The 25110-nt window shown below is 37.9% G+C and carries 24 protein-coding genes; 6 read left to right on the top strand and 18 right to left on the bottom strand.

What is annotated here, in order from left to right; translation table 11 throughout:
• Nucleotides 1-37: 37 nt before the first annotated feature.
• The 3 genes from ilvN to orn all read right to left on the bottom strand — a co-directional run bounded on the left by ilvN (nt 38) and on the right by orn (nt 3081).
• A complete protein-coding gene (gene ilvN, locus ACORJQ_RS05605; protein ID WP_321326755.1) occupies nt 38-529 on the bottom strand; it encodes an acetolactate synthase small subunit in 492 nt (163 codons plus the stop codon).
• 9 nt (nt 530-538) lie between these two features.
• Entirely contained in the window at nt 539-2242 is a 1704-nt protein-coding gene (locus tag ACORJQ_RS05600; RefSeq protein ID WP_321326753.1) for an acetolactate synthase 3 large subunit, read from the bottom strand.
• A gap of 284 nt (nt 2243-2526) precedes the next feature.
• Nucleotides 2527-3081 carry an oligoribonuclease gene (orn, locus tag ACORJQ_RS05595; RefSeq protein ID WP_321326752.1) on the bottom strand — a complete coding sequence of 185 codons (555 nt, stop codon included), beginning with the start codon at nt 3079-3081 and terminating at the stop codon, nt 2527-2529.
• Between the two features lie 194 nt (nt 3082-3275).
• Here orn and ACORJQ_RS05590 point away from each other — a divergent pair, with 194 nt between their 5' ends.
• From ACORJQ_RS05590 to ACORJQ_RS05570, 5 genes are all read left to right on the top strand, one after another.
• Nucleotides 3276-4529, top strand: a complete 1254-nt coding sequence (locus ACORJQ_RS05590) for a M48 family metallopeptidase (RefSeq protein WP_321326750.1) — start codon at nt 3276-3278, stop codon at nt 4527-4529.
• 130 nt (nt 4530-4659) lie between these two features.
• Nucleotides 4660-5016 carry a 4a-hydroxytetrahydrobiopterin dehydratase gene (locus ACORJQ_RS05585; protein WP_321326749.1) on the top strand — a complete coding sequence of 119 codons (357 nt, stop codon included), beginning with the start codon at nt 4660-4662 and terminating at the stop codon, nt 5014-5016.
• 39 nt (nt 5017-5055) lie between these two features.
• Nucleotides 5056-6108, top strand: a complete 1053-nt coding sequence (gene rsgA, locus ACORJQ_RS05580; RefSeq protein WP_321326747.1) for a ribosome small subunit-dependent GTPase A — start codon at nt 5056-5058, stop codon at nt 6106-6108.
• A 642-nt stretch (nt 6109-6750) separates the two neighbouring features.
• Complete coding sequence (locus ACORJQ_RS05575; protein ID WP_321326745.1) at nt 6751-7059, top strand: c-type cytochrome; 309 nt, start codon at nt 6751-6753, stop codon at nt 7057-7059.
• 294 nt (nt 7060-7353) lie between these two features.
• Nucleotides 7354-7659 (top strand): c-type cytochrome, encoded by a 306-nt coding sequence (locus tag ACORJQ_RS05570; RefSeq protein ID WP_321326743.1) that lies wholly within the window; start codon nt 7354-7356, stop codon nt 7657-7659.
• Nucleotides 7660-7826: 167 nt separating this feature from the next.
• Here ACORJQ_RS05570 and ACORJQ_RS05565 read toward each other — a convergent pair whose 3' ends face one another.
• The 12 genes from ACORJQ_RS05565 to ACORJQ_RS05510 form a co-directional block, all read right to left on the bottom strand.
• Nucleotides 7827-11690, bottom strand: coding sequence for a DUF3683 domain-containing protein (locus tag ACORJQ_RS05565; RefSeq protein ID WP_321326741.1), 3864 nt, complete (start codon nt 11688-11690; stop codon nt 7827-7829).
• 112 nt (nt 11691-11802) lie between these two features.
• A complete protein-coding gene (gene der / locus ACORJQ_RS05560) occupies nt 11803-13233 on the bottom strand; it encodes a ribosome biogenesis GTPase Der (protein WP_321326739.1) in 1431 nt (476 codons plus the stop codon).
• A gap of 88 nt (nt 13234-13321) precedes the next feature.
• A complete protein-coding gene (gene bamB, locus ACORJQ_RS05555; protein WP_321326737.1) occupies nt 13322-14569 on the bottom strand; it encodes an outer membrane protein assembly factor BamB in 1248 nt (415 codons plus the stop codon).
• Nucleotides 14570-14594: 25 nt separating this feature from the next.
• Nucleotides 14595-15236 (bottom strand): YfgM family protein, encoded by a 642-nt coding sequence (locus ACORJQ_RS05550; protein WP_321326735.1) that lies wholly within the window; start codon nt 15234-15236, stop codon nt 14595-14597.
• A 68-nt stretch (nt 15237-15304) separates the two neighbouring features.
• Entirely contained in the window at nt 15305-16576 is a 1272-nt protein-coding gene (gene hisS, locus ACORJQ_RS05545) for a histidine--tRNA ligase (RefSeq protein WP_321326733.1), read from the bottom strand.
• 46 nt (nt 16577-16622) lie between these two features.
• Entirely contained in the window at nt 16623-17090 is a 468-nt protein-coding gene (locus ACORJQ_RS05540; RefSeq protein ID WP_321326731.1) for a helix-turn-helix domain-containing protein, read from the bottom strand.
• 17 nt (nt 17091-17107) lie between these two features.
• A complete protein-coding gene (rlmN, locus tag ACORJQ_RS05535; RefSeq protein WP_420719573.1) occupies nt 17108-18259 on the bottom strand; it encodes a dual-specificity RNA methyltransferase RlmN in 1152 nt (383 codons plus the stop codon).
• Between the two features lie 15 nt (nt 18260-18274).
• Entirely contained in the window at nt 18275-18697 is a 423-nt protein-coding gene (gene ndk, locus ACORJQ_RS05530; protein WP_321326730.1) for a nucleoside-diphosphate kinase, read from the bottom strand.
• A 118-nt stretch (nt 18698-18815) separates the two neighbouring features.
• Nucleotides 18816-19142, bottom strand: coding sequence for a HesB/IscA family protein (locus tag ACORJQ_RS05525; RefSeq protein ID WP_321326728.1), 327 nt, complete (start codon nt 19140-19142; stop codon nt 18816-18818).
• Between the two features lie 14 nt (nt 19143-19156).
• A complete protein-coding gene (locus tag ACORJQ_RS05520; protein WP_321326726.1) occupies nt 19157-19588 on the bottom strand; it encodes an Rrf2 family transcriptional regulator in 432 nt (143 codons plus the stop codon).
• A gap of 122 nt (nt 19589-19710) precedes the next feature.
• Nucleotides 19711-20502 (bottom strand): serine O-acetyltransferase, encoded by a 792-nt coding sequence (cysE, locus tag ACORJQ_RS05515; protein ID WP_321326721.1) that lies wholly within the window; start codon nt 20500-20502, stop codon nt 19711-19713.
• A 60-nt stretch (nt 20503-20562) separates the two neighbouring features.
• Nucleotides 20563-21309: an RNA methyltransferase gene (locus tag ACORJQ_RS05510; protein ID WP_321326719.1), complete on the bottom strand. Its 747-nt coding sequence runs from the start codon at nt 21307-21309 to the stop codon at nt 20563-20565.
• A gap of 110 nt (nt 21310-21419) precedes the next feature.
• On the opposite strand from ACORJQ_RS05510, the gene ACORJQ_RS05505 reads away from it, so the two are divergent.
• Nucleotides 21420-22229, top strand: coding sequence for an inositol monophosphatase family protein (locus ACORJQ_RS05505; RefSeq protein WP_321326718.1), 810 nt, complete (start codon nt 21420-21422; stop codon nt 22227-22229).
• Between the two features lie 88 nt (nt 22230-22317).
• On the opposite strand, the gene rimI is transcribed toward ACORJQ_RS05505, so the two are convergent.
• The 3 genes from rimI to ACORJQ_RS05490 all read right to left on the bottom strand — a co-directional run bounded on the left by rimI (nt 22318) and on the right by ACORJQ_RS05490 (nt 25050).
• Nucleotides 22318-22758, bottom strand: a complete 441-nt coding sequence (gene rimI / locus ACORJQ_RS05500) for a ribosomal protein S18-alanine N-acetyltransferase (RefSeq protein WP_321326717.1) — start codon at nt 22756-22758, stop codon at nt 22318-22320.
• Nucleotides 22759-22856: 98 nt separating this feature from the next.
• Nucleotides 22857-23480, bottom strand: coding sequence for a hypothetical protein (locus tag ACORJQ_RS05495; RefSeq protein ID WP_321326716.1), 624 nt, complete (start codon nt 23478-23480; stop codon nt 22857-22859).
• 25 nt (nt 23481-23505) lie between these two features.
• Complete coding sequence (locus ACORJQ_RS05490) at nt 23506-25050, bottom strand: 2-isopropylmalate synthase (protein ID WP_321326714.1); 1545 nt, start codon at nt 25048-25050, stop codon at nt 23506-23508.
• Nucleotides 25051-25110: the final 60 nt, after the last annotated feature.

Genomic DNA, 25110 nt, shown 5'->3' with positions numbered 1-25110 from the left:
ACCCACTCACTTTATGCGGGCATTATCAACGACTTATCTATATGTGTAAACACTTTTCTCCACGCATAACCCCTACCGTTCCTGAACGCACTGTTTCAAGAATTAATACAGGATCAATTGCATCAATAAAGGCATCTAATTTTTTAGATTCACCTACCATTTGCACAGTATAAGTCGTTGAAGTCACATCAATGATGTCACCTCTAAAAATATCGGCTAAACGCTTATACTCTTCACGCATCTCTCCAGTAGCAGAAAGTTTAATTAACATCAGTTCACGCTCAATATGTGTACCTTCTGTTAAATCTAAAACTTTGACTACATCAATTAAACGGTTTAAGTGTTTAACAATCTGCTCTACCTGAGCAGATGTTCCACTTGTCACCAGAGTTAAGCGAGAGAGTGAATCGTCTTCGGTAGGAGCTACCGTTAATGCATGAATGTTATAGCCACGAGCTGAAAACAATCCAGCAACACGTGAAAGTGCACCTGACTCATTTTCCATTAACATTGAAATAATATGTTTCATCGTCTGCCCCTATACCAAAATCATTTCATTAAGGCCTGCACCTGCAGGAATCATTGGGTAAACGTTTTCTTGTTGATCCGTTAGGATGTCAACAAATACCAAACGGTCTTTATACTTGTCAGAAAAAACTTCTTCTAACTGAGCATCCAACGTTTTTGGATCTTCGATACGAACACCAACATGACCATAAGATTCAGCCAACTTCACAAAATCTGGTAGAGACTCCATATAAGACATCGAATAACGACGCTCATAAAAGAACTCCTGCCATTGACGAACCATACCTAAGAAACCATTATTTAAGCAGATGATTTTGACAGGTAATCCGTACTGTAAACAGGTCGATAATTCTTGAATGTTCATTTGAATAGAACCTTCACCCGTTATGCAAACGCTGATTGCTTCAGGATGAGCCATTTGTACACCCATTGCCGCTGGCAAACCAAAGCCCATTGTGCCTAAACCACCTGAATTGATCCAACGACGTGGTTTGTCAAATGGGTAATATTGCGCTGCGTACATTTGGTGCTGACCAACATCAGACGAGACATAGGCATCTCCATTCGTTGCTCGCCAAACAGATTCAACCGCTGCTTGAGGTTTGATTTTTGAACCCATCGTGTCATAACGTAAACATTTCGTTGCACGCCACTCTTCAATTTGAGTCCACCAATCGGCTATCGCTTCTGCATCTGACTTTAGCTCTGTCTTATCTAAAATGGCATTCATTTCTGTTAAAACTTGCTTAACAGGCCCAACAATAGGAATATCAACCAATACGTTTTTAGAAATAGACGCAGGGTCAATATCTACATGAATGATTTTTGCATCAGGACAAAACTTTTCAAGATTACCTGTGACTCGGTCATCAAATCGTGAACCAATTGCAATAATCACATCACTGTTATGCATTGCTAAATTAGCTTCATATGTACCGTGCATACCCAGCATGCCTAAAGACTGTTTATCTGATGCTGGGAACGCACCCAAGCCCATTAAGGTTTGAGTAATTGGGAAACCCAATTTATGCGTTAACTCAGTAAGCTCTGCCGAAGCATCACCTAAAATAACACCGCCACCAGTATATAAAATCGGTCGTTTCGCCGAAAGCATCATTTCTACAGCTTTCTTAATTTGTCCACTATGGCCCTTTGTTACAGGCAGGTAGGAGCGCATATCAACTTCTTGTGGATACACATAGGAGCTTTTGGCGTTTTGGATATCTTTTGGAATGTCAATCACAACAGGGCCAGGTCGGCCTGTTGTTGCTAAATAAAATGCTTTTTTGAGCGTAATAGCAAGATCATTAACATCCTTAACTAAGAAGTTGTGTTTTACGATAGGTCTTGTAATCCCAACAGTATCAATCTCTTGGAAAGCATCTAAGCCAATCAGTGCTGTTGGCACCTGACCAGTAATACAAACCATTGGAATTGAATCCATATAAGCTGTTGCTATCCCTGTTACCGCATTAGTTGCACCAGGGCCAGACGTTACAAGTACCACTCCTGGTTTGCCTGTAGAGCGCGCATAGCCGTCTGCAGCATGCACTGCAGCCTGTTCGTGACGCACTAAAATATGGCTTAATTTTTTAGCGTCCGTATCAAGGGCATCATAGATAGGCAATACTGCCCCACCTGGATAACCCCATATATGCTCTACTCCCTCATCTTCTAGATAATTTACGAAGATTTGGGCACCAGTCATTTCCACAACATCGTCCTCTTAGTAATAAATCGTTCCATTTTTTGATGTAAATTCCTATAGCGGATTCACCAGAAATAAAAACGATTAAAATGTAGTTAAAAAGATCACAAATTTTCTAATGTGACAAAGAGGGAATTATATAAGATTTTCTAATGCTTTAGAACCTTAAGAGGAAGTTTTTATTGACTAAATAAACTTGAAATCGCGGTGTTTTGGGTCAGTTTCCACATGATTTATAAAAAATAACCATTTAATACATCAATTCGATTGATAAATACGGCTTTAAACAACTAGTTTTGGTATTCTGCCAAGAGCATATATTTACGGTAGTGTTGCAGTTCATCAATCGACTCTAAAATATCTGCCAAAGCTAAATGTGCTCCACTTTTTTTGTGCGATTGATAGACTTTTGGCGCCCACCTTCTTGCAAGCTCTTTTAAAGTACTCACATCTAGATTGCGATAGTGAAAAAAGGCTTCTAAAGTTGGCATTTGTTCAACCATAAAACGTCGATCCTGGCAGATGCTATTACCACACATAGGCGATTTACCAGCGGGTACATAATCTTTTAAAAACTCAATCGTTAATTCTTCTGCCTGCTGCATAGTAACAGTGCTGTCTTGAACTCTCTTGGTTAAACCTGAGTTACCATGATGTGTTGTGCACCAGTCATCCATTTTATCTAATTCAGATTGTTGAGTTTGAATGGCTAAAACCGGCCCTTCTGCTAACACATTTAAATCACTGTCTGTAACGACTGTCGCAATCTCAATAATTTTGTGCTCTTTGGGCTCAAGGCCTGTCATCTCAAGATCTATCCAAATTAAATTTTTATCTGACTTCATCACTCATTCTCTTTATACAGTCACCGCTCAAACCCTTTAAAACTCTTAACAACAAGACTAATTACCCTAGTTTTGTTATCAATGCCTATCGTGATAACGGCTCTTAACTTACAATATACGACTATATTAACGTAGAATTCCGATAGAAAACACAGTTACCCATAATCAGAAATAGATAAATAAATAGGTTTTACATGAATTGGATTACACCACTTTTTTTAATCGCCCTAATTTTAAACTTGATAATTGAAGTCTGGTTAAATATCAAAAACCAGTTTCACATTGGAAAGAATCGTGAACAGGTTCCACCTGATTTTGCTGATGTCGTCAGCCTAGAAGCACACCAAAAAGCCGCAGACTATAGTCGTGCAAAATTACAGCTTGGTCGCTTAGGGCTTTTTTATGATGCGGCTGTCTTATGGTTTATGACCTTAGGTGGCGGGTTTCAAAACATTTATTCTCTTTGGCAACAAAGTGGCCTTGAAACGCAATGGATGGAAGTGGCTTTTATTCTGTCAACCCTATGGTTCTTATCCATCTTGCACTTACCTTTCGCCATTATGAGTACGTTTAAAATTGAAGCCGAATTTGGCTTTAATAAAACTAGCCCAATGAAGTTTATAACCGACTTACTCAAACAATGGGTTCTAATTTTAGCGTTGGGATTACCCTTGATTTGGGTTGTTTTAAGTATTATGACGCACTTTATTGACCAGGCCTGGTGGTTTTATACTTGGATAGTTTGGATGGCGTTTCAACTGATTGTTATGTGGGCTTACCCTAAATGGATCGCGCCTATTTTCAATAAATTTACGCCGCTTGAAGATGAAGAAATGAAAACCCGCATTACTAATTTACTTGAACGTACAGGATTTGAATCTAATGGTATTTTTGTAATGGATGGATCTTCTCGATCCGGCCATGGTAATGCCTATTTTACCGGCATGGGTAAAAACAAGCGCATTGTCTTCTTTGACACTTTGCTAGAAACCTTAACGCCAGAAGAAGTCGAGGCGGTTCTTGCTCATGAACTTGGCCATTTTAAACACGGTCATATTCGCAAACGTTTAATTGAAGGTACAATCTACAGCTTAATCGGATTGGCTTTATTAGGTTGGTTAATTCAATTGCCACAGTTTTATACAGGCCTGGGTATGCAAGATCAATCGCCAGCAATTGCCCTTTTATTATTTATGACAGCCGTACCTGTTATGTTCTTTTTTATGGGGCCAATTGGGGCAATGAAAAGCCGCAAACACGAGTTTGAGGCTGATGCGTTCGCTGCTCAACATGTTGGAGCCGAACATCTGATTTCAGCTCTATTAAAAATGTACCGAGACAATGCTAGCACCTTGACGCCTGACCCAGTATTTTCTGCTTATCATGATAGTCACCCGCCAGCAAAAATTAGAATTGAGCACTTAAAATCATTATCAAAAACGGGTTAAAGTTGATTAAATGATGATGCAAAGTCTAAAAGTAGAGTAAAACTAGACTTGAATAAGTCATTATAAAACCCAATATTAAAAAAATAGAAAACCGTAAATTTATACACATCAATATTTTAGGATTTAAACAATGAGCGATACATTATCCCCTCTAATTAAAGAACTGTTAAATCAACATTGCACAGATATGCCTAAAGGCTCTAAACCCATTATTATTCCAACAATTGAAAGTAATTTAAGTGTTTTAAAAGGTTGGGATGCACCACTTAACTACGCAAGCATTGAAAAAACATTTCAGTTTAAAAACTATCATCAAACCATTGCTTTTGTAAATGCGGTAACTTGGTTAGCCAATAGAGAAGATCATCATCCTAAAATTTGTTTTGACTACAATAGCTGTGAGATAAGTTTAACCACTCATTCAGCAAAAGGCTTAACCATGAACGACATGATTATGGCCGCCAAAATTAATGCCCTGTTAGACTAAAACAGTAATGAATTCAATATCAGGTAACCAATAAACAGAATGGCCAAACGCAAGCTGACCCACCAACAAAAACGCCGAGTACTCGAGAAAAAGAGTACTCAAAAAAGCTCTCAAGCAAACAATGACAACAGTTCACTTGGAGAAGAACAACCAGGCCTGGTAATTACTAGTTTTGGTAAACGCGTACTTGTTGAAAACAGCAAAGGTGATCAATATACCTGTGCAATTCGTCAACACTTGGGTAAATTAGTGGCTGGTGATCAGGTCATTTGGCAAACGGATATTGAAGAAAATAAAGGTGTTGTGGTTAGAGTACTACCTAGAACACATGAATTAAGTAGGCCAGGTTTTAGGGGTCAAACTCGCATGATAGCGGCTAATATTGATTTTATTGGTATTGTTATGCCAGTAGTACCTGGTATTCATCCAGATATGATTGACCGATATTTAGTTGCTGCACAGCAACTCGATATACCTGCGATTATTATCATTAATAAAGTCGATTTACTTGAATCAGAAGATGACTGGGAAGCCATTGCGGAACTTTTAGAACCCTACGATGCTATGGACATTGAGTTAATTCCCGCCTCAACCGTATCTCAAGAAGGTTTACAAACCTTGCAAGACTTTATGGCTGATAAAAACAGTGTTTTTGTTGGCCCTTCTGGGGCGGGAAAATCATCGTTAATTAACGCATTAATTCCAGATTTAGAGATTCGTGTAGGCCAGTTATCAGAAGCTACTGGCTTAGGTAAGCACACCACAACCAACAGCATTTTGTATCATCTACCTCAAGCAAATGTAGAACAAGACCAACTACGTAGCACAGGTAATTTAATTGACTCACCTGGTGTAAGGCAATTCAGCCCTGCTCCATGTGAACTGGCAGAACTTGAAAGTTATTACCCAGACTTTGCTCCGTTTTTAGGACAATGTAAATATAATAACTGTACACACTCGATTGAGCCTAATTGTGCAATTAAACAAGCAGTTGAAAATGATGAAATTGCTTTGAGTCGATATCAAAGCTTTCAGCGTTTATTAGAAGAGTTTAAAACAGCAGAAAATGAAGCTAATTCATTTAATGCTTAATTATCAAGTTAAGGTTTTCAGTCGATATTCAAAACCTAAAAATTAAGCAAACTTATGTTTTACTAAATGAATGTATTAACTTGAAACAAACCAAACTGAAATGGCGTATAGCCCAACGGTACTTACAAAAATTACCGCAACCCAAAACAAAAACACCAAACCAATATGCATTGGTTTTCTGATTAACTTTAATAAAAGCCAACTTATTAAAGTTAAGATGATTGCAACAGCCCATAAACGTAAAAAAACCATAGCTTACCTTTGATATTTTTTTATCTTTAATAATTTATCGTTAACAAGTTTTCATTATAGCTAAAGCAAACTAAACAGTAGCTTCAAAATAAATCATTTAAAGACTAAAACTAAGCTTCTTTCTATACTAAAAAAGCTAATCACATGATATTAAGACCTTTTTAAATTTTGCTAAACATGCAAAATTTTAAGCCTACTAGATGTCTTTTGATTAATTAATTAGGGAGCTGTAATATTTAATCAATCATTATGCTAGGTTTTACCACTATTCCCCTAAATATTAAGGGTTGCTCAACTCTTCTTATCTTGACTAACCCCCCCTTTTCGTTTGTAATTGCACTCAGGGATAAAACCCGAACTTTTATTTAAGTGCTTTTAGGAGAGTACACTATGAAAAATACATTAATTGCATTAGCTGCGGCTGGTTTAGTTTCTTTTGGTGCAGCGGCTCAAGCTGCTGGTGATGCAACTGCTGGTCAAGCAACTTTCGCAACTTGCGTAGGTTGTCACGGTGCTGCAGCTGAAGGTGGTGTTGGACCTAAGCTAGCTGGTCTTCCTGCTACTGAAATCATCTCTAAGCTACATGCTTATAAAGCAGGTGAGCAAGTTGGTCCTATGACTTCTATGATGGCTCCAATGGCTGCTGGCCTATCTGAAGCTGACATGGAAAACGTAGCTGCATACGTTAGCTCTCTATAATACATAGAGTTATCGTATAGAGACCGCCTCTTGGTGTAAACCTTAGGCGGTTTTTTTATACCTATAATTTTATATAGAGACCTTTGCACAAGATCATAAACGAAACGAAGTACTCGGCGAAGTGCCGAAAATAAAAATGGTTAAAACAGCACTGCTTTTTGTTCTAAAACTTATCAATAGCTTGGCTATTAACAGCGTTTCAGGCATTTTAAAAGCGCGAGACTTGATTTAATGCTCTTATCGCTATAAATTACTACTTTATGATTCAACATTTACTAAATAAAGAGAACCAGTATGAAAAAACTACTTATTGCAACACTTTCAACAGGCTTACTTATCACTGCTAATGCTCATGCTGCAGCGCCAGCAGCTCCTGCTAAAGCAGCAATGTGTATTGGTTGTCATGGTGACCACGGTAACAGTGTTGTACCTAATTTTCCAAAATTAGCCGGTCAGCATGCAAGTTATCTAGAAAAACAATTAAAAGACTTCAGAGACGGTTTTCGTAAAGATGCAACAATGGTAACTTTTGCAAAAGGCTTATCTGATAGCGAAATTAAAGAGTTAGCAGATTATTACGCATCTCAAACAGCTAAATAAGTCATTCTGTATTACATAAGTTAAATTTAAGAATTACCAGGCCTGGTAATTTTTAAATTAAGGCTCAAAAAGCTTATTAAATATTATTTCATATAGATATATTCATATAAAAAAGGCACATCAACTGATGTGCCTTTTTATTTGATAATAATCAAAATGATTAATATCTAAAGCAATACTTTTTCCACACCTTCATGCTCTAGTCTATTAACAAACTGACCTTTCCAATCATCCCCGTAAAGATTTTTAGCTAGCTCAACCACGATGTAATCGGTTTTTAAGCCAGTTTCATCTTCATAACGATTTAAACCTTGCTGACATGCTGGGCAAGAAGTTAATAACTTAACCTCTCCACCAATTGATTTGTCATGGCCAGTTAATTCATTAATGCCATTGGTAAGCTCAATGGTTTTTCTAAAACGAAGCTGTTCAGAAATATCAGGTCTCGCTGTGGCTAGAGTTCCTGCCTCACTACAACAACGGTCAGAAAGTAACACTTCCTCTGTTTTTAATAAATCTTTAGCGACTTCGGTACCATCCATTTTTTTCATAGGATCATGACATGGTGCGTGATACAAATATTTAACACCATTAGATGAGTCTACCGATATCCCCTTTTCTGAAAGGTATTCGTGTATATCTAATAAACGACAACCAGGGAATATACGTTCAAATTCATATTTTAATAGCTGATCCATACAGGTACCGCAAGAAACAATCACCGTCTTAATATCTAAATAGTTCAGGGTATTAGCCACACGATGGAACAAAGCTCTGTTTTCTGCAGTAATTTGAGCACCTTTATCCGCTTGACCCGCTGCTGTTTGAGGGTAACCACAACATAGGTAGCCTGGTGGTAGAACCGTTTGTGCTCCTGACTCAGATAACATCGCTATCGTTGCTAAACCAATATCACTAAACAGACGTTCTGAACCACAACCTGGGAAATAGAATACCGCATCCGAATCATCATTCACCTTATTTGGATCACTAATAATCGGAACCATATTCGCTTCTTCTAAGCCTAACAAGGCACGCATAGTAGATTGATTTGGGCCTGTATTTAAAGGCTTACGAACAAAGTTAATTACCTGCTGTTGTACAGGTGCAATTGTTGTCGATTGTGCAGGTATATCTTTTGCCTTACCTAAAAGGCCAAACAATTTTGCCGTTTTATGCCCTAGGGTAATAAAATTAGCACTCCAGCCAATCATCACTTTACGCATGATTTTAATGGTTGCCGGATTTTTAGCGTTCAAGAACCACAATGCGGCTTTTACCGTTATAGAAAAGCGTTTTTTACCCATTTTTGTTAGGATATTTCGCATACGGATAGAAACATCACCAAAATCGATGTCAACTGGGCAAGGTGTTTCACACTTATGGCAAGTTGTACAATGGTCAGCCACATCGTTCATAGCGTCAAAATGCTGCAATGAAATACCGCGACGAGTTTGTTCTTCATACAAAAACGCTTCAATCACCTGACCCGTAGCTAAAATCTTATTACGTGGTGAATAGAGTAAATTAGCTCTAGGAATATGAGTCTGGCACACAGGTTTACACTTACCGCAACGTAAACAATCTTTAATATCATTGTTTAAGGCATCTAGCTCATTTGCTTCTAAGATAATCGCTTCTTGATTTACCAAGCTTAAAGATGGCGTGTAGGCATTATCTAGGCTAGACCCAGGCAGTAACTTACCTTTGTTGAAATGACCATTTGGATCGACTTCATTTTTGTACTTAACAAAGGCTTCGACTTTAGAAGGTTCCAAATATTGGAATTTAGTTAGACCAATTCCATGCTCACCAGAAATAACACCACCTAGACGATGAGCCACTTCCATAATTCTATCAACCAGAGACTCAGCTAAATGCACCATTTCATAGTTACCAGAATGCACTGGAATGTTAGTGTGGATATTTCCGTCACCCGCATGCATGTGCAATGCGACAAACAAACGTGCCGTTCGAATATCGCCATGAATTTTATCTAATTTTTTATGCAATGCTTCAAAATCATGGCCTAAGAATGTTTGTTTTAAAAACTCTTTCACCTCTTTTCGGTATGAAAGAACTGTCTCTCTTCTTAAGAACAGACTTGCTAAGGTATCTTCTTCACGTACATTTGCATGAGATTCTTCAGGTAATAAGTCTAAACACTCTTTTGCTGGGCTATTCAGACGTTCTAACTTACCTAACCAACGAGTTTTAACTGTTTTAAAGTGTTCAAGCGTCTCTTCAACCTTACCTCTAAAGTAGTTAGATGGACCTGAAATATCCTCAAAATCATCGGCTTGGATAAACTCTGGTATATCCCCTTCAAAATACTCAATATATGCATTCAGAATATCAATTTTGTTCTTAATTGACATTTCAATATTGATTTTTTCAATTTCAATATTGTATTCATTTAAGCGATCTAACGGGATAACCACATCTTCATTGATTTTAAATGCATTGGTATGTGATGAAATTGCAGCGGTACGAGAACGGTCAAGCCAGAAACGTTTACGAGCATCATCACTAACAGCAATAAAACCTTCAGCATTACGTTTGTTCGCTAGAGCAACAATTTCAGTACAGGTATTGGCAACTTCAAAGCCATTTTCACCACAAATATCAGCAAGCAATAACATCTTAGGCAATTCTTTGCGACTCGCCTTGGTATTGTATTTAACCGCTTTAATATAACGATCATCTAAGTGCTCAAGACCAGCAATCAGAATGCCTTCTTTTTTCTTAGATTCAACGTAGTCAAGAATTTCAACAATAGCTGGTACTGCTAAACTTAGATCAGTCCCAAAAAACTCTAAACATACTGTTCTTGTATGGCTAGGCATGCGATGAACAATAAAACGGCTAGAGGTAATTAAACCATCACAACCTTCTTTTTGAATACCAGGAAGCCCACTTAAAAACTTGTCAGTAACATCTTTACCTAAACCCGCTTGCCTAAAACCTGAACCTGGAATTTCTAAACGTTCAGTTTCACCAATTTGAGTCTGGCCGTCTTTTTCATAACGACGAATATCAAAAATGACAGTTTGTTGGTCTTGTAGTTTGCCAAGGTTGTGATTTACACGCTCGACTTCTAACCATTTTGCATCAGGAGTTACCATTCTCCAAGATGCTAAGTTATCAAGAGTTGTACCCCACAATACGGCTTTCTTACCACCCGCGTTCATTGAGATATTTCCACCAATCGTAGAAGCATCTTGAGAGGTTGGATCTACTGCAAATACATAACCAAAACGTTCAGCTTGCTCAGATACTCTACGGGTAACCACACCTGCACCAGTACGTATCGTAGGAACTTTACCAATCATTGGTAGCTCTACTTGCTCAACTAAACTCATAAACTCAAGTTTTTCAGTGTTGATTACTGCAGTATTTTGATGAAGAGGAATCGCACCACCGGTATACCCTGTACCTCCACCACGTGGAATAATGGTCAACTCTAAATCAATACAAGCCTGAACCATCTCTATGGTTTCTTGTTCAGAGTCAGGAGTTAATACTACTAGTGGTAACTCTACACGCCAGTCAGTGGCATCTGTTGCATGAGAAACTCGTGCTAAGCCTCCAAAGTCAATATTGTCTTCACGTGTACATTTTTTTAAACGTTTTAATACTTGATGACGCAAGATAACCTGTTTTGGAAACCATGCTGAAAACTCTTCCACCGCTTTAGAAGTTGAAGCTAAAAGTTCTGCTGCCGTTTCATTACCATTTAGGCGCTTTTCTACTTCTTTTAAACGATGGTGTAACGCTTGAATTAATGCATCACGACGTTTAGGATTTTGAATTAAATCATCTTGAATGTAAGGGTTACGACTTACCACCCACATATCACCCAGCACCTCAAAAAGCATACGTGCAGACCGACCTGTATTACGAGTTTGACGTAAGGACTCAATCGTTGTCCAACACGACTCACCCAAAAACCTTAACACAATCTCTTTGTCCGAGAATGAGGTATAGTTATAAGGGATTTCGCGAATACGTTTAGTCGGATTTGGACTCATGGTATTAATTCAACTCTTAGTGTTTTTGGGGATTGAAGATGGTAACGCTTTAATTTAAAAAAAACTGTGGATAAACACTGTGTAATCAGTATTTATCTTTATACAATTTTATTTATGTACGGCGTTTTTGAGTTTTTTTCTTTTTCTTAAGTTTAGCTTTCATATCTGATTTTTCTGACTTTGCAGATAATCGAGAAGTTAACTTGTTTTTACGGCCTTCAAAAGGGTTTTGAGTTGCCTTATATTCTACCGTAACAGGTGTGCCAACCCATTTAAACGCCTTACGAAAAACATTAACTAAATACTTTGTATAAGACGCAGGCAACTTATCTACCTGTGAGCCGTGAACAATGACTCTAGGTGGGTTTAAACCACCTAAGTGAGCATAACGCAGCTTCACTCTTCGGCCAGCAATTAGTGGTGGCTGATGATCTAGAACGGCTTGTTCTAACACTCGGTTTAAGTCAGAAGTCGAAACTCGCTTAAATGCAGCTAGGTGAACAGCATCAATGGTATCAAAAAGATCACCAACCCCAGTTCCATGAAGGGCTGAAATCAGATGTTGTTTAGCATAATCAGCAAACTGAATACGGAAACTCAATTCATTCTTAACCCAGTCTTTTTGCTCGGTAGATAAATTATCCCATTTATTAACGGCAATAACCAAACCACGGCCTGATTCAATAGCTAATCCAAGAAGAGTTAAATCTTGATCTGTTAAACCTTCTGAGCCATCAATAAGAACAATCACAACATGTGAATCTTCCATTGCTTCTATAGCCTTAACAATACTAAACTTTTCAATTTTTTCTTTGATGTTTTTACGTCGGCGAATACCTGCTGTATCAATTAAGGTATAAGGCTTGCCATTACGTTCAAATGGCACAAAAATACTATCTCGTGTGGTACCAGGCATATCAAAAGCCACAACACGATCTTCGCCAATCATACGGTTAATCAGAGTTGATTTTCCTACGTTTGGACGTCCAACAACGGCAACTCTGACTCCAGGATGCTCATCTAAATCAAACTCGTCTTCATCTTCTTTTTGAGGAAGAGAAGATAATATATGATCTATTGCAACGGTAACATTATCACCGTGAGCAGAAGAAATGGCGTACGGTTCACCCAATCCAAGTTGAAAAAAATCAGAAGTAGCCATAGAGTAATCACTACCCTCTGCTTTATTCACCAATACCTGAACAGGTTTATCAAACTGTCTAATGTAATTGGCAATGACTTCATCGGCAGGAACAATGCCTTGACGACCATCAACCAAGAAAACAATAGCATCAGATTCTTCTAAAGCCGCCCTAACTTGGTCAGCCATTAAAGGATCAACACCCTCGATCTCGCCACTAAGACCGCCTGTATCTACAACAATATAAGGCATCTTACCAACACGGCCTGTTCCATATTGTCTATCACGAGTTAATCCTGGATAATCAGCCACAATGGCATCTCTTGAACGTGTCAAGCGATTAAAAAGCGTGGATTTACCCACATTTGGTCGCCCAACTAGAGCGATAACCGGTTTACTCATTTTTTCTCTTTACCTAAAACAACAAAATCTGACTGTTTGAATCAACCAGATTTGTTTTTATATTATTTTGCTTTTTGCAATAAAGCCGCTATTGCGTATTTGGTGTTTCTTTCGATTCTTCTTTTGTCTTCTCAGCATATTGTTCTTTAAATAGCTTTAAGTCTGATGGCGTGACATTATAACTTGTGACCACTCCCTCATCATCAAGCAAATAGATGCGTTTATCTTCAGAATGCACTCTTAAAATTCTATTACCGTCGCCGTATTCATTACTGTGTTTTGCTCGTGCAACTTCAATACCCTGTACTTTATTTAACCAATGTAAATAACCCCATCCATCAACAACAAGTAAGTCATCGTCAGCTAAAGACAAATCACCGACTAATCGGTTTTTAAAGGCATTTTGTTTCCATAAGGTTGCACCACTAATCAAATCGAAACTATACAAAGTATCGTTATCATCAACTAAATAGATTGCTTTATCGTCAACAACAAAGTTTCTAAAACCAGAAACTTCTTTAACAAAATAAAAATTTCCATTCTCAGGGTTAATGGACGCAAATTTACCGTGAAAACCTAAAACATAGAGTCTGCCATCTTTTAAAACCAGGTTTGATTGCACATCAACCATACGTTCTAAATCCGTTCTTCCACTTGGTACAGCAACACGAGTTTCCCATAATAAAGAACCAGATTTTGCTGATAGAGCTTGAACAGATCCTGATTCCCACCCCACAAAAACCTTACCATCAGAATATAGTACCTGAGGAGAACCACGTAACGATAAGTTTGGCATTTGGTGCTCAGCAACCCATTCAATGTTACCGTTCTTAGAATTTAACGCATAAAGCTTACCGTCAACGGTTCTTGTAAAAATCTTTTTATCGGCAATAACAGCACGGCTCATCACTTCACTAGAAAGCTGCGTTTGCCAAAGATATTGACCTGTTTTACTAGAAACAGCAATTAACTGACCTTTTGAAGTACCAATAAATAAACGATCACCATCTTTGGTTGGCCCAGAAACAATAGGTGAATCAAATTTCACTTCCCATTGAACTTGGTCTGTCCAACGTGATGTATTGTTCTTTTTTAATGAGACTAAATAGCCTGTTTCAGAAGCAACATAGATATTTTGTTCATCTTCATCAATAAAGAGTCCTTTAGAATCTCTATTAGGCATAGAATCTAACTTTACTTGCCAGTTTTTATGCAAAGAATAGTCTGATTCCATTGGTGCCATATAAGGTTCAACTAAAGGCTTAGCTGTTGAGCAACCACCAATCACACCTAAACTAGCTGCAAATACAACAGCAAGAGTAATACGTTTATTCATTCTAGATTCCAACTCAATTTTTGGGTTATTTTGCTAAATCATCTAACTGAATTTGAGCCAGACCTAGTAGGTTTTTCTCAGTTTCTGGATTTTGAACTACAGCAGTAAAAGCAGTATGGGCATCGTCAGTTTTGTTTCTTTTTAAAGCCAACATTCCGGCGACATAATCAACATCTCCCTTTGCCGCACCTTTCAAGTCTAAATCTTTAAGCTCTACTAACTGTGCTTCTGCTTCATCAAACTTCTTTTGATCCGTAAAAATTCTGGCTAAACGGATATGTGCGGTTGCTTTTAATGCGATATCTGGCGAGTTAGTTACAACCCAACTTAAATGGTCAATAGCATCATCCATATCACCTTTATCGTAACTATAAGTGGCCAGCAACATAGCCGCACCTGCAGAATACGGGCTTTCAGGTTGCTCTTGAATTAACTTTAATGCTTCACGAGTGACTTCACCAAATGTGCCTTGTTGCATATTAGCTTGTAATAACTCATACATAGAAGAAGCATTGGCAGCTTCAACGTACTTTGTATTTGTCCAATAACGCCAACCAGAAAAAGCTAATACAACTACCAAAATAGCGGTAAGTAACTGTGTACCGTATTTATTCCACCAACTTTTAAATGCTTCGATTTGTTCTTCTTCGGTTTCGTAGCGACTCATTTGTTATAAACCCTTTTCAATTTGTTTATATTAAAATTTAAATATATGACGGAATCCGTCAAAAACCCTTAGTTAAAAATTGACTGTAAGTGATTGGTTAATTCACTCAACAAGATAGTTTGCTGTTCAGCTTCTGCTCGCAATGGTTTTACCGCAACAACTTTGTCATTAACCTCTTGCTCCCCCATCACCAAAGCGTAACTTGCTCCAGACTTATCGGCTTTTTTAAACTGGCTTTTAAAACTTCCACCACCACAATTCATTTGAACATTAAGGTGTGGAAATGCATCTCTAACCATTTCAGAAATTACCAGGCCTGGTCTTGAAGCTGCATCACCAACAGCAACAATAAAAAGATCTGCTTTGTTTAGTGTAGGTACCAGTTCTTTATCGATAAGAAGAGCAACTAAACGCTCAATCCCCATAGCAAAACCTACTGCCGGAACAGATTTACCACCAATTTGTTCCACCAGGCTATCGTAGCGACCACCGGCACAAACTGTTCCTTGAGCACCCAGTTCTGTAGTAACCCACTCGAAAACTGTACGATTATAATAATCCAGTCCTCGCACTAAGTTAGGATTAACAACATATTCAATGCCTAAATCGTCTAAGTAAGACTTAACCATATCAAAATGTACTTTAGATTCTTCATCTAGATGATCAATTAACTTAGGAGCTGCATCAACAATAGTTTTCATATCTGGATTTTTTGTATCCAGAATACGTAATGGATTACTTTCTAAACGTCTAAGACTGTCTTCATCTAAACTCTCTTTATGCTGCAAAAGATAGTCCACTAAAGTTTCACGATAACTTGCTCTGGCTTCTTGACTACCAAGAGAGTTAATTTGCAATTCCAAATTATCTAAACCAAGTTGCTCCCATAAACGAGCGGTAAGAACAATTAACTCGGCATCGATATCTGCTGTCGCCAAGCCAAAAACTTCAACACCAAATTGATGAAATTGACGATATCGTCCTTTTTGCGGACGCTCATATCTAAACATTGGCCCAGTGTAATACAGTTTTTGAATTTGATTATATGCGAGTCCATTTTGCACAATAGCTCTAACACAACCTGCAGTACCCTCTGGACGTAGCGTTAAACTATCACCATTTCGGTCTTCAAAGGTGTACATTTCTTTTTCAACAATATCGGTCACTTCACCAATAGAGCGAGCAAATAATTCGGTTTTTTCTACAATAGGTAATCGAATTGAATGATAACCATATTGTTTTAATGCATTTTCAGCAGTGTTAATTAAATAATCAAAAGCGTTTGAATCCTCACCATAAATATCGTTCATGCCTCTGATTGCTGAAATCTGTTTTGCCATTGTGTTTTATTCTCTTAAATCTAAATATTATATTTATTTTTTATTTTTATTTATTTGGTTCAGGCAATGAAATTTCTGTTGCCTTTTCTAACGTCTTACCAAGATCTGATTGTGAAAAGTCGATACCTAATGTAGATAAAACCCAAATCACCAATATAATCAAAGCAACAAAAAATATGAACTTGAAAAAACGACCTATTTTAATAGGCTTTCGGGTTTTAAAGTTATCACGTTGAATTGACTGGAGCTCTGCTCCAACACTCATACCTCGAGGAAACTGCTCTTCAAACTTTTCAATATTTACACCTAACAAAAAAGCATAATTTCTAAGATAACCACGTTCAAAAGTCGATAATGTCGTTAAATCCAAGTCAGACTCTTCAAATTTTTCTAGCTGCTTAACGGATAAATTGAGTTTTTCGGCCGCTTCATCAATCGAGATATTTTGTTGTTCTCTTGCCTTTTGCAGTAGCTCTATTAGTTGCTCATTACCTTCTTCAACAGTATCCGTCATTTATATATCCTGTTAGGTTAAACTTTATTTAGGACGTTACCAGCAAATTCAACCCGATGCTGAGTTCGTTTTGTTCTATCTGAAACCTTTCCAGCTAGCTGACCACAAGCGGCATCTATATCATCACCACGAGTTTTTCTAACCGTTACATTTAACCCACCTTCTTCTAAAATAGCCCTGAACTTATGAATGGCATTATTCGATGAACGTTGATAATCCGTATTAGGAAAAGGGTTAAATGGAATCAGGTTTACTTTACAAGGCAAGTCAGCTAATAACTCTACTAACTGATGTGCATGCTCCACTCTGTCATTAATTTTATCCAACATCACATATTCAACTGTCACATGTTTTTTACTGTGACCACCTTCAACATATCTATGCAAACTCGGCATTAATTGTTCTAGAGGGTATTTTTGGTTGATAGGAACCAGCTCATCTCTTAAAGGGTTATTAGGAGCATGCAATGAAATTGCCAAGCTCACATCAACTTCTTCTTTTATCTTATCTATCGCTGGAACAACACCTGCTGTACTAATTGTAACGCGTCGCTTAGACAATCCGTATGCAAAATCATCCATTAAAATTCGAGCTACGGGAAAGGTGTGGGTTACATTCAAAAGAGGTTCCCCCATACCCATAAACACGACATTTGAAATACGTCTTTCTTCTTTTGGTTTACAGCCTAATGCTTTGTTCGCGACCCACATTTGGGCAATAATTTCCCAATTTTCTAGGTTTCGATTAAAACCTTGCTGCCCTGTTGAGCAAAAACTACACTCTAAGGCACAACCGACTTGAGAAGAAATGCATAAGGTACCGCGGTTTTTTTCGGGTATAAAAACGGTTTCTACTGAATTGTGATTATCTACTTCTAATAGCCATTTAATCGTGCCATCTTCAGAAAGTTGCTCAGCAACAATTTTTGGAGTTCTTACCTGAGCGACATTAGCAAGTTTTTCTCTAAGAGCTTTACTGAGATTTGTCATCTCTTCAAATTCACTAACACCAAATTGATGAATCCACTTCATCACCTGTCCAGCTCTGAAAGGTTTTTCGCCTATTGAAGCAAAAAAAGACTCCATTGCCTGTCTATCCATACCCAACAAATCAATCTTTTGGGGCTGTTCAGAGCTTTTATTAATAAGATTAGTATCCATTTGATTCATGTAAATTAGTAACCATTATGCTCTATAGCAAAGTTCATTTTCATCAAAAAAGTAAGCAATTTCTCTTTCTGCACTTTCTAAAGAATCTGAGCCATGAACCGAATTTTCACGAACAGAGATAGCAAAATCTGAGCGAATAGTACCCTTTTCTGCTTTAGCAGGATCAGTTACGCCCATGATTTCGCGATTTTTTGCAATAGCATTTTCTCCCTCTAAAACTTGAACAATAACGGGAGCTGAAGTCATATATTTGATTAAAGGCTCATAAAAATCACGCCCTTTATGCTCAGCATAAAACCCCTCTACTTCTTCAAGAGTTAACCGTTTCATTTTTGAAGCAATAATACGCAAACCATTTTCTTCAAATCGCTGTGTAATTTGCCCAATTAAGTTTCTAGAAACAGCATCTGGCTTAATAATTGAGAATGTTTTTTCCATCTCTGAAGTCCTTTAATTTTTAATCCGCACATTTTACCAACAATTAACCAAACCTGCAGAAAAACAAAACCCCGGTCAAATGCCGGGGTTAAATTTAGTCTATTACTATTTAGAATGGCTAGACGGTAAAAGATTCACCGCAACCACAACTGTCTTTTACTTTTGGGTTTTTGAAATCAAAACCCTCATTTAATAAACTTTCTTGCACATAGTCAATTTCCATGCCGTCAATATTTTCAAGACTTTTAGGATCAACAACAACTTTGGTTCCAAAACTCTCGAAAACCAAATCATCCTCTTTTATCTCATCAGCATAATCCACTACATACGAGAAGCCAGCACAACCACTAACCTTAGTTGCCACACGCAAACCAATACCATGACCTCGTTTATCAATCATTTTTTTAACACGGTCAGACGCAGATTCAGTCAGATTTACAGCCATTTTATTTCCCTATTTCACCCAAATGCAATTTCTTTAACATTGGATTGCTTCTTATCCATTACACTTTGAAGTGTAATGCTTTTTAGAAAACTGTCAATTGTAGTGCTTAATTCACTCCACAATTCATGCGATAAACACTCATCACCACCATGACAATTTGCTTTACCACCACATTTACGTGCATCAACCGATTCATCAACAGCACGAATAATTTCACTGATTGAAATATCTCCAGGGATACGACTTAGTCGATAACCACCACCTGGACCTCTTGCACTTGTTACTAAATCAGCTTTCTTTAACTTTGCAAACAATTGCTCTAGATATGACAATGAAATACCTTGTCTCTCTGAAATTAATGACAGAGTAATTGCACCTTTGTCTTGATTTAGTGCAATATCAATCATTGCGGTAACCGCATAACGTCCTTTAGATGTTAACTTCATAACAATAAAATCCAGTTGAATAGTATATTAGAATTCTATAATAACCTACTATTTAACTCAAGAATTATTACTCTAAATCGCTTTCATCTTAATACTTGATTAAGACTTAAAACATTAGATATTTAATTAGAACGTTTTTTCTTTAAATGCGCGATCTGCTCAGGGTCACTTGGCTCCAGAACAACATCATCTAATTCTGGCATATCCATTTCGATAGACTCTCCACCCATTTGAGCAAGAGATTTTGCTAATTTTTCCAACTTTTCATCCTGAGCTTGAATATGATCTAACAAACTATAAATCGCTTTTTCTACGGGATCAGCCATCTCTTGACCAACTCCATAAGCATCAAAACCGATTTTTTCAGCCATCTTAGCTCTTTTTGCTTGCACATCATCAGACTTTTGAGTCACCACACGACCAGGAATACCAACAACAGTCTCCCCAACACCAACAGGTTTTATTACAACCGCATTAGAACCAACGCGTGCTCCATCACCAATTTCAATAGGACCCAAAACTTTAGCACCTGCTCCAACAACAACGCCATTACCTAAAGTAGGATGTCTCTTACCTTTTTGCCATGAAGTTCCACCAAGAGTCACACCATGATACAAAGTACAGTCATCACCAATTTCGGCAGTTTCACCAATTACCACACCCATACCGTGATCAATAAAAAAGCGTTCACCAATCGTAGCCGCAGGATGAATTTCAATACCTGTAAACCATCTTGCAAACCCGGATATAAACCTTGCCAACCATTTAAGATTTTTCTTCCAAAACCAGTGAGCCAATCTATACCAAAGAATGGCATGTAACCCAGGATAAGTGGTTAAAACTTCAAATGTATTGCGTGCAGCAGGGTCACGGTCAAAAACACAATTAATGTCAGATCTTAATCTTTTAAACACAATATGTGTTCTCCTTTAAACTCAATACTAAACTTTAAAAAACCAATCAATTCTAACTTATTATTTAAGTGATTGCCTTTGTGCCGCTGTTAAAATTCCTCTAAGGATATCTATCTCTTTTACATCTAGCTGAGAACGATTAAATAATCGACGCATTCTTCGCATAAAACGAGCATTTTTAGCAGGATCTAAAAACTCTATATCTTGCAACGCCTGGTATAGATGGTCATAAAACCCTTCTAATTGCTCGGTAGTCGCCAACTTATGCCTATAACCTTTACGATGAACCGATTCAATTTGCGTTGCCATTAAACATTCATAAGCAAAAACCTGAACAGCGGCTACAATATTGAGTGAGCTATAGGTAGGATTAGTTGGAATATGGGCCAAATAATGACACTTATCCATCTCCGCATTACTAAGCCCTGAATCTTCTCGCCCAAAAACCAACGCAACCTCACCCTCTGCAACGGTTTCCAAAGCTAATTTAGCCGTCTCTCTAACATCAAGTTGCGGCCAAGACACTTTACGCAAACGTGCACTCGCACCTACAACCAATTTAGTGCCTTGCAAAGCCTCATCCAGGGTCGCTACCACTTTTGCATCATTTAACACATCAGTTGCACTTGATGCTCTTGCCGAAGCCACTTGACTAGGAAACTCTTTAGGGTTGACCAATACCAATTGACTAAACCCCATATTTTTCATGGCACGAGCAATCCCGCCAATATTTCCAGGGTGTGAAGTTTCGATCAGCACAATTCTAATTTTTGCTAACCCTGGATCAAGACGGTAATCTTCAATCATTTTTCTTTTCCGTTTATAATATTTTCATTAAAATTTAATTTGATAAACGTGTATTCTACCCGTTCATAAAGAAATTAAACACACTCACAAATAAAAACCAAAGGCACGCCATGCATCCACTTCTAAATATCGCCACTCAAGCCGCTAGAGCCGCAGGAGGCAACATCCTTCATCATCTTGACAGAATTGATCAACTCAATATCGAGTACAAAGGCAAAAACGACTATGTGAGTGAAGTGGATAAAGAAGCTGAAAACACCATCATCCAGACTATTAAAAAATACTATCCTGACCATGAAATCCTTGCTGAAGAGAGTGGCGTGTCACATCAAAAAGGCAAAAAGTCAGATACTCGTTGGATTATTGATCCATTAGACGGTACAACCAACTTTCTTCATCAATTTCCACAGTTTTCAGTTTCCATTGCGGTAGAAGTTAAAGGTAAAATTCAGCATGCCGCCATTTTTGACCCTGTGCGTGATGAAATGTTTACCGCAAGCCGTGGAAGCGGTGCTTTCATTAATAATCGTCGTATACGTGTTTCAGAACAAAAAACACTCAATAATGCTTTATTAGCTACGGGTTTTCCATATCATGATTTCAGCTATCTAGATGCTTACATGGCGAGTTTAAAAGAGTTTATTAGCACAACGGCTGGCATTCGTAGAGCAGGTTCGGCGGCACTTGATCTAGCTTACGTGGCCGCTGGCCGTGTAGATGGTTTTTGGGAGTTTAATTTAAAACCATGGGATATTGCTGCAGGCTCATTAATTATTACTGAAGCGGGAGGTTTGGCAACTGATTTCAACGGCGGTGCAAACTTTTTAACACACGGTAATATTTTAGCTGCCAATCCAAAACTCTATAAAGAGATGGCTCAGACCTTAACTAAAACCGTGCCAGTCGAGCTGAGAAAATAACACTTTCTTTAGCTTTTTCTTATACAACAACTTCGCTAAGGATTTCTATATTCATTAGCGAAGTTGAACTACCCTGCTCTTTGTGGCTTCATTTAATTGAAAACGACATTAAAATCGCATCTTCCTTTTCATCAATCAAACTTTGCGTTTCATCATCCCAAGCTTGAGATCGATAATATCCTTTTCTGATACCATCCTCACTAAAACCTAATTTTTTATACAGTGATTGAGCTGGATAATTAGACTCTCGCACCTCTAAAAATACAATTTTAAAATCACGGTCTTTTAAACCATCAAGAATACTTAAAAAGGCCTGCTTAGCGATGCCTTGTTTTTGAAACTTTGGAGCAACGCAAATATTTAAAACATGAGCTTCATCCAAAACAGGAAGAATACAACAATACCCAAGCATTTTATGGTCTGCATCGCAAAAGACGTAATTCAAACCTTGATCTAAGCTTTTTTCAAAGCCATTTAGGGTCCATGGGTAGTCATAAGACTTTTGTTCAATTTCGTAAACCTGGTTCAAATCAGATTCATCCATCAAACGGAGATAATTAAATTCAAAGGTCTTGGGCATAATTTTAGGTCGACAAAAACAATATAACTTGTTTAAACATGCTTTATTTAAACATACTGTTTAAGAGCAATAATTGAGTGGTAGAAACTTTGTTTGGCATAAGGATCAGATAGCATTAATTCAAACACAGGAACAGAAACAACTTGAACGCCTTCTGACAACTGCTCAGAAATTTCATGCTCCTCGTCCATGCTTAAAACCCACTCCACGCCTAATTCTATAACTTCTTCCATTGTTGAAAAAATGGCATCTTCAGTAACAATCAGCTCAGTATCAAAAAACACGACATGGGCCTCATCCCATTCAAAAGCTTTCATAATATTTTGCCAAAGCTGCCAAGCGAGACTCTCTTCGTTTTGCCAAATGCTCTCTAAACCAGCACCGATAACAACTATAGGCATAATTGGTAAAACACTTTTAGAAATTAAAAGAGCATCTTCATTTTCAGACAATATTTCACTTGAATCATTTATAGGAATATCGGTATGTAGGTTTTGTTCTTCATATTTAACAGCTGAATCTATCTCTTCAGTTTTATCCTGTAACTGACGATTATTAAGATCATTTACCATATTTTCTAAAGATTCTTTTTCAAATTTACCAGGCCTGGTAATCCAATTAGTACCACCTATCTGATCAAACAGGTCTGTTGAAAAGTGTATATTTGCCATAAATATCTACATTACTCAACCAACATTAAACTCTAGCCTGAGGATGCTCTTTACCAACATCAGTTTCAAGTTTATTCAAGGCATTAATGTAGGCTTTCGCAGAGGCAGTAACAATATCTGTATCTGAACCTTGTCCATTAACTATACGCCCGCCCTTCTCAAGACGCACTGAAGTCTCACCTAATGAATCGGTTCCATTTGTTACATTACTTACAGAGTAAAGCAACAACGAAGAACCCGATTCTACTATGGATTCAATGGCTTTAAAGGTAGCATCTACCACGCCGCTTCCCGATGCTAAAGCACTAGCTTCACTGCCTTTAGTCCAAATTGTAACTTCGGCTTGTGGACTTTCTCCTGTTTCCGTAGAAGCTTTAAGAGAGACTAAGCGATATGATTCATTTTCAACACGCTGAGTATTATTATCCGTTACCAGTGACTGAAGATCTTCATCGTAAATTTCATGTTTACGATCGGCTAACTCCTTAAAACTAACAAAAGCTTCATTCAGTTCTTGCTCGGTTTCAAAATCTATACCTAATTCTTCAAGACGAGTTTTAAACGCATTACGACCTGAATGCTTACCCATTACCATTTTATTGGTGCTCCAGCCAACATCTTCGGCACGCATAATCTCATAGGTTTCACGATGTTTAAGCACACCATCTTGATGAATACCTGATTCATGAGCAAAGGCATTTGCCCCAACAATCGCCTTATTCGGCTGAACAGCAAAACCGGTAATATTTGAAACCAATCTTGAAGCGGCTAATATCTCACGTGTATTAATACGAGTATCCACTTCAAAAATATCTTGGCGAGTTTTTATCGCCATAACAACCTCTTCTAGTGCCGTATTACCAGCACGTTCACCTAGGCCGTTTATAGTGCACTCGATCTGTCTTGCACCATTTCTTACTGCCGCTAAAGAGTTTGCAGCAGCCAAACCTAAATCGTTATGACAATGAGCTGAAAAGATTGCTTTATCTGAATTAGGAATTCGCTCTAGCAGCTGTTTAAACAGTTTACCAAATTGATGTGGAACGTTATAACCGACTGTATCTGGAATATTGATGGTAGTGGCACCAGCATCAATAACCGCTTCGATTACTCGGCATAAAAAATCCACATCTGAACGACCAGCATCTTCTGGCGAAAATTCGACATCATCGGTGTAATCACGTGCTTTTTTAACTGCCCATACTGCACGTTCAACAACTTCGTCTGGAGACATACGAAGCTTTTTTTCCATGTGAATGGGTGAAGTTGCAATAAAGGTGTGAATTCGACCAGAATTTGCGGGTTTAATTGCTTCACCTGCCTTTCTAATATCGTTTTCAATCGCTCTAGCCAAACCACAAATAGTACTGTCTTTAATAATAGAAGCAACGGCCTGAACAGACTCAAAATCCCCTTCACTGGCTGCAGGAAATCCTGCTTCAATAACATCAACCTGGAGCTTTTCTAATTGTTTTGCAATTCTAATTTTTTCTTCCTTGGTCATTGATGCACCAGGGCTTTGCTCTCCGTCACGAAGGGTGGTATCAAAGATAACTAAATGGTCTTTCATGCTCTATCTGTCCAAACAATATTTATGATTTTATGATTGTTAACGCGTATTTAAACCGCG

Source organism: Thiomicrorhabdus sp. (assembly GCF_963662555.1).
Lineage (GTDB): Bacteria > Pseudomonadota > Gammaproteobacteria > Thiomicrospirales > Thiomicrospiraceae > Thiomicrorhabdus.
Note: the sequence above shows the minus strand (reverse complement) of the source record. Positions and strands in the feature narration are given on the sequence as shown.